11 protein-coding genes are annotated in these 12,440 nt (G+C 60.0%); 5 read left to right on the plus strand and 6 right to left on the minus strand.

The genetic code is table 11. The features are described from left to right. Positions 1–19 precede the first annotated feature (19 nt). On the plus strand, positions 20–985 hold the full coding sequence (locus HGT1_RS08495) for a lytic transglycosylase domain-containing protein (RefSeq protein WP_255200142.1): 966 nt from the start codon (positions 20–22) through the stop codon (positions 983–985). A 25-nt stretch (positions 986–1,010) separates the two neighbouring features. Here HGT1_RS08495 and HGT1_RS08500 read toward each other — a convergent pair whose 3' ends face one another. The 3 genes from HGT1_RS08500 to HGT1_RS08510 all read right to left on the minus strand — a co-directional run bounded on the left by HGT1_RS08500 (position 1,011) and on the right by HGT1_RS08510 (position 5,969). Beyond that, a complete protein-coding gene (locus HGT1_RS08500) occupies positions 1,011–3,227 on the minus strand; it encodes an ATP-binding protein (RefSeq protein ID WP_176249493.1) in 2,217 nt (738 codons plus the stop codon). After that, on the minus strand, positions 3,224–3,976 hold the full coding sequence (locus tag HGT1_RS08505) for an ABC transporter substrate-binding protein (protein WP_176249494.1): 753 nt from the start codon (positions 3,974–3,976) through the stop codon (positions 3,224–3,226). The genes HGT1_RS08500 and HGT1_RS08505 overlap by 4 nt, the downstream gene beginning before the upstream one ends. Positions 3,977–4,256: 280 nt before the next feature. After that, the gene (locus HGT1_RS08510; RefSeq protein ID WP_176249495.1) at positions 4,257–5,969 is read right to left on the minus strand and encodes an NAD(P)H-dependent oxidoreductase subunit E; all 1,713 of its coding nucleotides are present in this window, start codon (positions 5,967–5,969) and stop codon (positions 4,257–4,259) included. A gap of 211 nt (positions 5,970–6,180) precedes the next feature. On the opposite strand from HGT1_RS08510, the gene HGT1_RS08515 reads away from it, so the two are divergent. Together HGT1_RS08515 and HGT1_RS08520 are read left to right on the plus strand one after the other, a co-directional pair. Next, positions 6,181–7,191 carry an alkane 1-monooxygenase gene (locus HGT1_RS08515; protein ID WP_176249496.1) on the plus strand — a complete coding sequence of 337 codons (1,011 nt, stop codon included), beginning with the start codon at positions 6,181–6,183 and terminating at the stop codon, positions 7,189–7,191. A 52-nt stretch (positions 7,192–7,243) separates the two neighbouring features. Then, positions 7,244–7,639: a hypothetical protein gene (locus HGT1_RS08520; RefSeq protein WP_176249497.1), complete on the plus strand. Its 396-nt coding sequence runs from the start codon at positions 7,244–7,246 to the stop codon at positions 7,637–7,639. 22 nt (positions 7,640–7,661) lie between these two features. Here the strand turns inward: HGT1_RS08520 and xseA are convergent, their stop codons facing one another. Next, positions 7,662–9,137 carry an exodeoxyribonuclease VII large subunit gene (gene xseA / locus HGT1_RS08525; protein ID WP_176249498.1) on the minus strand — a complete coding sequence of 492 codons (1,476 nt, stop codon included), beginning with the start codon at positions 9,135–9,137 and terminating at the stop codon, positions 7,662–7,664. 94 nt (positions 9,138–9,231) lie between these two features. Here xseA and purD point away from each other — a divergent pair, with 94 nt between their 5' ends. Continuing rightward, positions 9,232–10,497: a phosphoribosylamine--glycine ligase gene (gene purD, locus HGT1_RS08530; protein WP_176249499.1), complete on the plus strand. Its 1,266-nt coding sequence runs from the start codon at positions 9,232–9,234 to the stop codon at positions 10,495–10,497. A 71-nt stretch (positions 10,498–10,568) separates the two neighbouring features. On the opposite strand, the gene HGT1_RS08535 is transcribed toward purD, so the two are convergent. After that, entirely contained in the window at positions 10,569–11,351 is a 783-nt protein-coding gene (locus HGT1_RS08535) for a VCBS repeat-containing protein (protein WP_176249500.1), read from the minus strand. After that, positions 11,351–11,674, minus strand: coding sequence for a 2Fe-2S iron-sulfur cluster-binding protein (locus tag HGT1_RS08540; protein WP_176249501.1), 324 nt, complete (start codon positions 11,672–11,674; stop codon positions 11,351–11,353). The genes HGT1_RS08535 and HGT1_RS08540 overlap by 1 nt, the downstream gene beginning before the upstream one ends. Positions 11,675–11,871: 197 nt before the next feature. Between HGT1_RS08540 and HGT1_RS08545 the strand changes: the two genes are divergently transcribed. Further along, complete coding sequence (locus HGT1_RS08545; RefSeq protein ID WP_255200143.1) at positions 11,872–12,426, plus strand: peptidoglycan-binding domain-containing protein; 555 nt, start codon at positions 11,872–11,874, stop codon at positions 12,424–12,426. Positions 12,427–12,440 lie beyond the last annotated feature (14 nt).

The following is a 12,440-nucleotide window of genomic DNA, read 5'->3' on the forward strand; positions in this document are numbered from 1 at the left end:
AAAGTATCAGGCGTTTGCTATGATCTATAGGCTCAACGGGTCAGAGGAAAGGGCACCAACAGGAATTGACAGCCCGCGCAGCCTGCCCCACCAAGTTATCATGCGTTGGTTTTTGATATTTGCCCTTCTGCTCTTGGGGAACGCGGGTCGCGCGGACCCCGACCAACGCTATTGTTCCAGCACCAAATGGGGCCATGCCCATTGCATCAGACCCGCGCATTTCGTCTATGACACCTGCAATGCGATCAAGGTTTTCTCGGACCGGCACGGGCTGAACCGCGACTTCTTTGCGCGGCTGATCTGGCAAGAAAGCCGCTTTGACCAAAACGCCCTGAGCCATGCAAACGCACGCGGGATCGCACAGTTCATTCCGTCAACCGCCGCATTGCGTGGGTTGAAAGACCCCTATAATCCGGCCGACGCATTGGAACATTCCGCGCAGTACCTTGCTGAAATGGTTGGGAAATATGGTAACGAAGGCATGGCGGCGATTGGCTATAACGGTGGCGAACGCCGCGCCGAAGGGTTTTTGCAAGGCAAAGGGCTGGCCCCTGAAACGGTGAATTACGTCCCCATCATCACCGGTCTGGCCGCCGATATCTGGCGCGACACCCCCCCGAAAGCACCCGATTTTCGTTTGTCAAAAGACGCGCCATTCCTGCCTGCGTGCTACATGATGGCCGCATCGCGCCGCATTACACCGCTCAAGCTCACGCCGCCGCCACCGGTGCTGAAACCCTGGGGGGTGCAGGTCGCTTTTGGCACCAGCAAACGGGCGGCACAGTCCAAGGCGGCATCGAATATGTCGTCCTGCCGGGCCACAGTGAAGGGCCGGAAACTGGACATGCTTTATAAGAAAAACCGCGTGTCAGGGCGCAAAGGGTTCTTTTTTGCGCAATATGGCGCGGACACCCGCACAAGCGCCCAACAGCTTTGCGCGGGTTTGCGCCAGAAAAGATGTACCTGCCTCGTGGTCAAGAACTAGCCCAAAGCCGGGCCTGCGTGCCGTTTCAACCACGCAGTGTTGCGATTGCCGCAGTCAGTTCAGCTGCCCCGAAGGGCTTTTGCAGCAAGGTAATACCCGCATCCATACGGCCGTTCTGAATGATCGGATTTTCGGTGAACCCCGACATAAAGATCACGGCGGCATCAGGGAAGAACACTGCAAGCTTTTTGACCGCCTGCGTCCCGTCCATGCCCCCCGGCAAAACAATATCGCTCAGGATCAGATCAACCTTCGGCAGGTTTTCAGCCAGCGCCAGGGCCACGGGACCGTCGTCGGCTTCATGCACAACGCAGCCCATCGCCACGAGCATGAGCTTGAACATTTTCCGAAGCTCCGCGTTGTCTTCGACCAGCAGCACCACCATCCCTGCGAAATTGGCGCGAGACGGGGGCGGTCTTTCAATCTCGACCGCGTTTTCGACCTCTAGCGCGCGTGGCAGATACAGCTTGACCGACGTGCCGATCCCCTGTTCGGAATATATCTCAAGATGCCCTTTCGATTGTTTGGCAAATCCAAACGCGATCGGCAGACCAAGCCCGGTACCCTTGCCGACACCTTTGGTGGTGAAAAACGGTTCAACCGCACGCTGGAGCGTTTCATCTGACATGCCATGGCCGGTATCGTTGACGGATATGCACACATAGTCGCCTGCCTCCACCTCTGCGCGGCGCAAAACATAGTCCGGGCCGATCTTGCAGTTGCTGATCTTGATCGTCAGCCTGCCCCCGTCCGGCATGGCGTCGCAACCATTCAGCACCAGATTGAGCATCGTGGTTTTCAGCTTTTCCGGATCGGCGAAGGTTTTCCAAAGCCCGTCTTCGGTCAGGATTTCCAGATCTATCGCATCCCCCACAGACGTCCCCAGCAAGGCGTGGGATTTGTTGATCAGCACTGCGGCATCGAAATTGGTCGGCGACAAAGGCTGTTTGCGCGCGAAGGACAGCAATTGTTGGGTCAAATTCGCCCCGTTGCGCACCGCCGAAAGAGCCACCTCAAGGAAAACACGTTCGCTTTGGTTTTCCAGCGTCAAAAGCGTCAGTTCGATGTTGCCGGAAATAACCGCCAGCAAGTTGTTGAAATCATGGGCAACACCGCCCGTCAGCTTGCCAATGGCGTCCAGTTTTTGCGCCTGCAAAAGCTGTTCTTCGAGGATTTTCTGGTCTGTAACGTCCAAAGACACGGCTTCGAGCATTAGATCGCCGGTCTTGGGGTGTCGCAACGGCTGGATGATCTGGCGTAAAAACCGGGATTCCCCGTCTTCCATCGTATATTTCAGGATGGTATCTACAGGCTCCCCGCTTTGGAGCCGCTCGCCGATCGATTGCAGCTTCTCAGCACTCTCGCCGCGCAACAACGTGCCGACGAAATCCTTGCGCATATCCATGTCGATGACCTGCTGCATGGTCATGTTCAGCGCCTGGGCAAAGATCGGGTCACATTCGGTAAACTTGTCTGTTGTCATATCAAACGTGGCATAGCCAAGCCGCGCCAGAGAGGCTGCATAGGCCAGCTTTTTCTCGGAACTTTCGCCGGCCGCCTGCGATGACAAAATCTGGTCGCGCATGCCGTGGATCGCATCAACCAAGGTGGTCACTTCGTCCCGAGGACGCGGGGTCGGTCCGTCATCCAGTTCGATTTTCAGCGTTTTCCAATCGTCGGGAAACTCCTTAAGCGTATCTGAAACATTCAGGATCGGCTGCAAAACCGTGCGATCCATCAGCCGCAGCACCTGCATTGCCGTAAAGAAAATAAAGACAACCGAGATGATCATCGTGACGGCCAGCCGCAGCAGGATCACCTCCCAGATCTCGCCATGCGACACCTCAAAGACCAATGTGGCGATTTGCACATCCCTTGACCGGTCCGCCCCGAAAAGCGGCACCTCCAACCGGTAGGCAAGCGTGCTGTTGTCAAGAGACCCAGCAACGAGGTTGATCAATCTGCCATCCGACACCCCCGCCCCGGTGACGACGCCAAGCTCGACATAGCTGTCCAGAAGCCTTTGCGCGCTTTCCAGATCATATTGCCAGATGTCATCTTGCATCGTCGCCGCAGTGCTGGCCGCAAGGCTGTCGACACGTTCTTTCAGCCGCGCTTCGGAAATATCATAGTAGAAAACCGCCGGGACCAGACATGCGACGATCACCAGACCGGTCATCGGCCCCCAGATCGCCCGACAGATTTCCCGACGGATGCCCTCTGGGACAAATCGGCATATCATTCCGACAAACCTTGCTTGGTCGAAAGATCGGCGCGGCTCAGGATATCCATATAAGTCCCGTCAGCCCGCATGTCCCGAAGCGCTTGGGCAAGATCGGCCGCTAGATCCGCATGTTTCGGGTTAAGATGAATAAAGAGGCCGGAATAGTCGATGAATTTAGAGAATTTCAGCCCCGTGATCTTTTTCTTGTCGGCGATATATCGGGCATGAGTGAAGTACATAAAGGCCACATCAATCCGGTCCTGGGCCAGCATTTCCATCAAAAGCTCGGGAGAGTTGGCCGTATGTGTTTCTGGCACATCTTTCAGCAGTATGCCCGGCTGCTTCCATCCCTTGCCATAGCCGACACGGTATTTCTTGAAATCCGCAAGTTCGTAAATCGTGATGTCGTCGCGCAGAAAGACACCGCCGGCAATGCTGGAAAAAATCGGTTCCTCGACGCGCACCAAAGGCTTTAACATTGGCGCAGTCAATATCGGGGTTGCGAAAAAACCATCAAATTCACCCGTGAGGGTGCCATATAATCCGCGACTGACCGATGTGGGCTGATAGGCAATCGTAACGCCGACGCGCCTGAAAGTTTCCTTGACGATAAGGTCGATATCACCGTTTTGCTCAACGGTGATATGCGGCGGACTAAGCGCCACGGCGAAGTTGAGCTGTGGTTGGTCGGCCTGTACAGGCCCGGCCAAGGCGTAAATGGCAAATACACATAAACTAACAAGCGGGCGTATAGACCGTATGGCCATTGCTGCGTCTCCATTCTTGCGGTGCCTTACCCACGACTGTCATTGCGGGTAAATTAGAAATCTACCATGGCCCAAATCGCGGCAATTTGCAATTTGGAGAAGTCCGCACCAAGGTCAAGACAACCGACGATTGGAAAAAACCATCCGATACGCTGTCGCAGGTGGCCTTGGGCGCGCGGGAAATCCTGCGTTGAATACCCGCAAGCGGGTCTGGCACTCTCGCGCCAGACCACGGTGTATTCAGCATAATCGACCGGATTACGCTGCGGTCAACCCGGGGCTAGACCTCGTCTGGGAAATGTTTCATCACCAGCCGGATCGGGTTCGGCGCAGCCTGCCCCAGCCCGCATATCGACGCATCGACCATGGCTTGGGACAGTTCCTCTAGCAGCGGTTGGTCCCAGCGGTCCGCCTGCATCAGCTTGACCGCCTTTTCGCAGCCCACGCGGCAGGGCGTGCATTGGCCGCAGCTTTCGTCCTCAAAGAACCGCAGCATGTTCAGCGCTGCGGCCTTGGCACTGTCGGCCTCAGACAGCACAACAACCGCCGCCGAGCCGATGAATGACCCGTGTGCCTGCAAAACGTCAAAGTCCATCGCGATATCGGCCATCGACGCTGGCAGCAGTCCCGAAGACGGCCCCCCCGGTTGATAGGCCTTGAACACGTGGCCTTCGGCCATGCCGCCTGCGGCCTCGATGATGTCGGTGATCGTTGATCCGGCGGGCAACAGATACATGCCCGGCTTGGCCACACGTCCCGAAACCGAAAAGCTGCGCAGCCCTTTGCGACCGTTCCTGACCGTGGTGTTCAGCACCTGCGGCCCCTCGCGGCACACCCGCGTGACCCAATGCAATGTCTCGACGTTATGCACCAAGGTGGGGCGGCCAAAGATACCGACCTGCGCCACATAGGGCGGGCGGTGCCGGGGCATCCCGCGTTTGCCTTCGATGCTTTCGATCATCGCGGATTCCTCGCCGCAGATATAAGCCCCCGCCCCGCGCCGCAGATCAATGTAACCTGCTTCGACGATGCCCGCTTCTTCCAGTGCCGCGATTTCCGTGCGCAGCAACGCCAAGACCTGCGGATATTCGTCGCGCATGTACAAGAACACTTTTTCAGCCTCGACGGCCCATGCGGCGATCAACATCCCCTCAAGGAACTGATGCGGCACGCGTTCCAGATACCAGCGGTCCTTGAAGGTGCCCGGTTCGCCCTCGTCCCCGTTCACGGCCATATAACGCGGACCGGCATTGCCACGCACAAAGCCCCATTTCTTGCCCGACGGGAAACCCGCGCCGCCCAGACCGCGCAGACCCGCCTCAAGCATCTGGTCCTGCACTGCCTCCCAATCGCCGGTGGCGCGCAGGTTTTTCAACGTCTCATAGCCGCCGTCCTTCGCATAGGCCGCGAAATCTTCGTAGTCGGGGATATGCACATGGGTGTCGCCAGCGGCAATCACCGCCTCGACCTTCTCCAATGTGGCGTGATCGACAAAGTTATGCCCGATCTCAAGCGCGGGCGCGGTATCGCAACGGCCCATGCAAGGCGCGCGCACGACACGCACCTGCTCCGCATCCAAGCCATCCTCAAGTGCTGCCTTCAACGCCTGTGCGCCCGCCATCTCGCAGGCCAGAGAATCGCAGATACGGATCGTCAGCGCGGGCGGAGGTGTCTCGCCCTCTTTGACCACATCGAAATGCGCATAAAACGTGGCGACCTCGTAAACCTCGGCCATGCTCAGGCGCATTTCCTCGGCCAGGGCGCGCAGATGGGCGGCCGACAGATGGCCGTATTCGTCCTGGATCAGGTGCAGATGTTCGATCAGCAAATCCGCGCGGCGGGGTTTGTCACCCAGCAATGCACGCACGTCGTCCCATGCGGCATCGTCCAGCTGGCGGCCCTTGGTATGGGTGCGGCCCTTGCCCTTGCCGGATTTCCAGACGCCTTTTTCAGGGCCTTTGCCGTCAGACTTTTTATGCTCATCCAATGCCATATCGGCCCCCTCGCCTGGTTGTTGCGCCCAAGCTATCAAAGTTGCACCGATGCTCACATTCGAAAAACGACCTTTCCCTCGCACTTTACGCGGAGTCTGGTACGGCTTGCGTCCTTTTCCACGCCGCATTTCGCCTATCAGAAACTTCGCATTCCCAGATGCGACCAAAACGACGTAACAAAGGCAAGGTAACAAAGACGGAGCCGCAAAGATGATCTGGTATGCCATCGCCAGCCTGACCCCCGCCGTGCTTTTGGCGCTGGCCTGCCTGTTTGGCGGGGCGTGGCCGCTCGCGGCATTGCTGTCGATCACGGTGCTGGTGTTCTTCCTTGACCGCATCGAACGGCTGATACCGCCCCGCGACGACACAGGGCGCGGCCTGAGCCTGATTTTGGCCGCCTCACATTTCGCCTTGCTGCCTTTGGCCGTATGGGCGCTGGCAGGCAACAGCGGGTCAAATTTTGCAGATAACGTGTTGATTTACCTCGGGGCGGGGCTGTTCTTCGGCCAGATCTCGAACTCCAACGCACACGAGCTGATCCACGCCAGCAGCCGTTGGCCAAGGCGCATCGGCACGGCGATCTATTGTTCACTTTTGCACGGCCATCACGTGTCGGCGCATCTGCGGGTGCACCATATTCACGCGGCAACCGATGCCGATCCCAACTCTGCCCGTCTGGGTGAAGGGTTCTATGCCTATGCGCTGCGGGCGGTGCGCGGCGAATTCATGGCGGGGCTGCGCGCCGACACCCAACAGCGCGCGCGCGCGGCCGAACAGTCGGTGCTGACCCATCCCTATGTCGGATATCTTGCGGGGGCCGCTGTGTCGCTGGGCTGTGCCGCATTGATCGGCGGAGCCTATGGCGTGTTCTCCCTGCTGGCCCTCGCGTTTTATGCGCAAATGCAATTGCTGCTGTCCGACTATGTGCAGCACTACGGGTTGCGCCGCCATATCCGCGAGGACGGGCGGATGGAGCCTGTCGGCCCGCAGCACAGCTGGAACGCCCCGGCGTGGTATTCATCAGCGATGATGCTGAACGCCCCGCGCCATTCCGACCACCACATACGCCCCGCCCGCGCCTTTCCAGCGCTCGAGATCACGGCTGACACGATGCCGATCCTGCCGCGATCCCTACCGGTGATGGCGGCGCTTGCGCTGGTCCCGCCAATCTGGCGGCGCGTCATGGACAGGCGCGTGGCGCGGTGGCAAAATCCTGCCTGACACGTTTTCAAGATTGCTGGATCAGGCGCATCCTTTCTGGCAGGTTACGGTCATGAAACATATTTTTGCCGCCCTTGCATTGATCACCGCCGCACCTTTGGCCGCGCAAACCACCATGACGGCCAAGGAATTCGAAGCCTACACCAGCGGCAAGACGTTGTTTTACAACAGCAATGGGCAGACCTACGGCGCGGAACGCTATCTTGAAGGCCGCCGCGTTGAATGGTCGTTTCTGGATGGCGAATGCAAACCCGGCCAATGGTACGAGGACAATGGCCAGATTTGTTTCACCTATGACGACAAGCCCGATGCGCAATGCTGGACGTTTCAGCTGGGCAGCAGCGGCTTGATCGCGCGGTTTGAAAACGACCCCGCCACGACCGAACTTTACGAGGCCGAAGACATCGACGAAAAGCTGCTATGCCTTGGCCCCAAGATCGGCGTCTAAAGCTGGTTTCTAAAGCTGGCGTCTAAAACAGACTGCCCTGTTCGGGGGGCTTTTTCGCAGGCTTGCGCGGCGCAGCGGCCCCGCCGATCTGCATCCTGCCATCTGCGAATTCGATCTCAAGCGATGTCGCAGCCTTGGCGGCCTTTTTGGTCGTGACCAGATTGCCGTCGCCGCGCACAACCGCATAGCCGCGCGCCAATGTCGACTTGTAGCTGAGCATTTCATGCAAGCGGTCCAGCCCCGCAACCTGTTTGCGCCACCCTTGGGTCTGGCGCTGCCCCGCATCTGAAAGACGCCGCGCAAGCGCTTGGAATGCATCGGATTTACGCTTGTGATCCTGCACCAACGCCTCGGGGCGGAACCGCGATGACAGCGCCGCCAACCGCCGCTGTTCGGATTGCAAGGCGCGGGTCAGCGTGCCGGGGCGCAAGACGCCGGACATATTCGCCAGCCGCACTTTGCGCTTTTGCACGCCTGCGGTCAGCGCCGGCCCCAGCCGCCCGCCCAGAACATCCAGCTTTTGCCGGGGACCGTCCAACAGACTTTCAGCCCGTGGCAAGGCCCGCGTCATATCGCGCAGACGTTGATCGCGCCGCGCCAGTCCCTGGCTTAGCGCCCGTGTCATCCGCGCCTCTTGCCCGTCCAGCCACGCGACCAGTTCGTGACGCACAGGCACCGCCAGTTCAGCCGCAGCCGTGGGGGTCGGTGCCCGCTTGTCCGACACATAATCTATCAGGGTCGTGTCCGTCTCGTGGCCCACAGCCGAGATCAGCGGAATCTCCGACATGGCCGCCGCACGGGCGACGATTTCCTCGTTGAACCCCCAAAGGTCTTCGACCGACCCACCACCGCGCGCGACGATCAACAGATCAGGGCGCGGGATCGCCCCGCCGGGGGTCAGCCGGTTGAAGCCTTCGATGGCACGGGCCACTTCGGGTGCGCATTTCGCACCTTGAACGGCCACCGGCCAGATCAGCACCTTGCGCGGAAAACGGTCGCGCAACCGGTGCAGAATATCGCGGATCACCGCCCCTGAAGGCGAGGTCACCACCCCGATCACATCCGGCAAATAGGGCAGCGCGCGTTTGCGTTCGGGGGCGAACAGCCCTTCAGCCGCCAGCGCCGCCTTGCGTTTTTCCAGCAGCGCCATCAGCGCGCCCATACCCGCCGGTTTGATGTCTTCGATGACGATCTGGTATTTCGACTGCCCGCCAAAGGTGGTGATGCGGCCCGTGGCGATCACCTCCATCCCCTCTTCGGGCTGGGTTTCCAGACGACCGGCGACGCCCTTCCAGATCACGCCGGAAATCACCGAACTGTCATCCTTGAGGTCCAGATAGATATGCCCCGACCGCGGGCGGCTGACACGGCCCACTTCGCCGCGAATCCGCACATGGGAAAATTCGCTCTCGATCACCCGCTTGATCGCGCCGGACAGCTCGGTCACGGTGAATTCGGGGCTGTTTTCGCCCTCGCGGGGGGTGTCGATCAGGTCCATGCGGGCGTCCTTCGGGTCTGGGCTCGTGTCCGGCTTGTGTATTTCACAACCCCAGCTTAGAACGCGCAGCAACCAAGGCCAAGGGAGCGCATTCATGAATATCCTTATTTTGGGCAGCGGCGGGCGTGAACACAGCCTTGCCTGGGCCGTTTTACAAAACCCCAAATGCGACAAGCTGATCGTGGCACCGGGCAATGCTGGCATCGCCGCGATTGCCGAATGCGCGTCCTTTGACATTAACAATGGCGCGGCTGTGGTCGGGTTTGCCGACGAAAACAGCATTGATTTCGTGATCATCGGGCCTGAGGCACCGCTTGCCGCCGGCGTAGCAGACGATCTGCGCAATGCGGGTTTTCTGGTCTTTGGCCCCTCCAAAGCCGCCGCAGCGCTTGAGGCCTCAAAGGCGTTCACCAAAGAAATCTGCGATGCCGCGCAAGCGCCCACAGCCGCCTACGGCCACTTTACCGATGCCGCATCTGCGCGCGCCTATCTGGCCGACCACCCTGCCCCCATCGTGATCAAGGCCGACGGTCTGGCCGCTGGCAAAGGCGTGATCATCGCCGAGACGGATGCAGAAGCGCTCGCCGCCGTTGACACCATGTTCGACGGCACCTTTGGCGATGCCGGTGCCGAGGTCGTGATCGAGGAATTCATGGACGGCGAAGAAGCGTCGTTCTTTGTGCTGTGCGACGGCGACACCGTGCTGCCCATCGGCACGGCTCAGGACCACAAGCGCGTGGGTGACGGCGACACAGGCCCCAACACTGGCGGCATGGGGGCCTATTCCCCTGCGCCCGTGCTGACCGACGCCATCGCCGAACGCGCCCTGGCCGAGATCATCCGGCCCACGATGGCCGAGATGTCCCGACGCGGCATGCCCTATCAGGGGGTTCTCTATGCGGGCCTGATGATCAAGGACGGTGCCCCCCGGCTGGTGGAATATAACGCACGCTTTGGCGACCCTGAATGTCAGGTGTTGATGATGCGACTGGGCGCGCAGGTTCTTGACCTGCTGCACGCTGCCGCCGAAACCCGCCTGTCCGACATGCAGGTGAACTGGGCCGAGGATCATGCGGTGACAGTGGTGATGGCCGCGTTGGGCTATCCCGGTGACTATGACAAAGGCAGCGTCATCTCCGGGCTCGACGCCTTGCCCGAAGACAGTCGCAACATGGTGTTTCACGCAGGCACCGCCGAAAAAGACGGGCAGATCGTTGCTGTGGGCGGGCGCGTGCTGAACGTCACCGCGCGGGGCGACAGTCTGGCCGAGGCGCAGGCGCGGGCCTATGCGATGGTTGACGCGGTTGATTGGCCGGGTGGTTTCTTCCGGCGCGATATCGGCTGGCGGGCGCTGACATAATCAGGGGCCGGACCGGGGGCTAGCCCCCGGACCCCCAGGATTTTTTACCATTTGGAAATCAGGCTGGGATATCAGCTTGGGTCTATCGCGCAGGTCAGCGCTTGTGCGATGTTCTGTTGTGTAAATGGTTCTTTGAACGGCGCGCGGGTGAGTGCGCCTTTCGAGAGGCTGACCGCGACCATTTTTGCATCCCCGCCTGTGCGCCACGGCATTTCTGCCAGGATCATCTGGGGGGTGCCCTGACAGTTCCGGATACCGCCTGCGATATCCGTGTCGCCAATGCGGTGATTGGTCAGGCCGTTTGTGGTGGCAATAGGTGTAAGGTGTGCGCCGTCAAATGTCAGGATCACCAGTTTTCCGGCGAGATGCGGGGTTACCACCATGGCGATCTCGGACCGGCCGTCGCCTGTGAAATCGGCAGCGCCGATAGGGGCCAGCCAGCGGTTCTTCCGCCCGATGTGATCGGTCATGGCAAGGCGGCCGCTGGGGCCGTAGACGACCAGACGCGCGCCCAAGGTCAGGCTGCTTTCGACCACGATCACTTCGGGGGAGCCGTCTGCATCAAGATCGGAAAGCCTTGGGGCAACGTCTTCGAACACCAGCGTTTCGGGCAGGATGAAGCGCCGCTGGGTGCCATCCTTTAGCGTGACCTCGAGGGTGCCCCATTCAACCGCATCGCCCAAGATCCCATGAGCGTAGCGATCTGTCGGGTCGGTGTAGCGCGCGGCCATGATGGTATCTGCCACGGCCAGGCCGGGCAGCAGCGCCGCCAACCCCGCGCACAATATCAGCTGTGCGCGGCGGGCGAACCCTGTGGCAAGGCGCGCCGGAAGACGCCGCGCCCCGGCCAGCATCAGATCTGCTTTTCTGGCATCTGGACGCGCAAGCCATCAAGCGCGTCGGTCACTTTGATCTGGCAGGTCAGGCGCGAGCGTTCAGGATCGGGCTGATAGGCGAAATCAAGCATGTCTTCTTCCATGTCGTCCTTTGCCGGTACTTTGTCGATCCACGCCGGGTCCACATAGACATGGCAGGTCGAGCAGGCGCAGGCCCCGCCGCAATCGGCTTCGATTCCCGGGATGTTGTTGTCGCGTGCGCCTTCCATGACGGTCATGCCATTGGCCACATCCACCACATGTTCCGTGCCGTTGTGTTCTACGTAGGTGATTTTGGCCATTGTGACCCCCTGTGCAATAAATATCGCCCTATGTGTAGCCAGCCCCGCGGCCCTTCGCCAGCCCCTTTTGCCCACCAATGACACCTCGTGATTGCCGCAGAAACGTGCCAATCAGTTAGTCCCCTATCCATTGATCTAGGCAGCGCCGGAAAAACGCGTTAGATTGCCGCAAAAGACGAGACCGACAAAGGCATGGCGTGCAGGCAATTTCACGAAAATTGGTGTTAACAGGGTGTTCCATCGCCCTTTGCCTTGCAGCGCTGTCGGGCTGCGACATGTCGGGTGCGGATTCCCCCCCGCCAGAGCCGGGCGTGATCGAGGCCACCACCCAAGGGCCCGCAGGGGCACCTCCCGGATCCTGTTGGGGCCGCACCGTGTCGCCTGCGGTGATCCAGACCGTGACCGAACAGGTGCAGGTCCAGCCCGCCCAGATCAGCACCACCGGAGAAATTCAGGCCCTGCCGATTTACCGCACCGAAACGCGGCAGCAAATTGTGACCCCGCGCAAGGACAACTGGTTCGAGACCCTGTGCGCCGATCAGCTGACACCGCAATTCATCGAAACCTTCCAGCGCGCGCTTGAAGCGCGGGGGGCATATGCCGGAGAGATTTCAGGCAATTTCGACACCGCCACCCGCAAGGCGATGCGCGCCTACCAGATCAGCACCGGCGGCCCGGACAGCCCCATTCTGGCAATGAGCACCGCGCGTGGGTTGGGCCTGATCGCGGTCGATCCGACCACGCTCGAGTAATCTGATTTCAAGGC

Origin of the sequence: Sulfitobacter sp. HGT1, assembly GCF_013282155.1 — a bacterium.
Classification (GTDB): domain Bacteria; phylum Pseudomonadota; class Alphaproteobacteria; order Rhodobacterales; family Rhodobacteraceae; genus Sulfitobacter.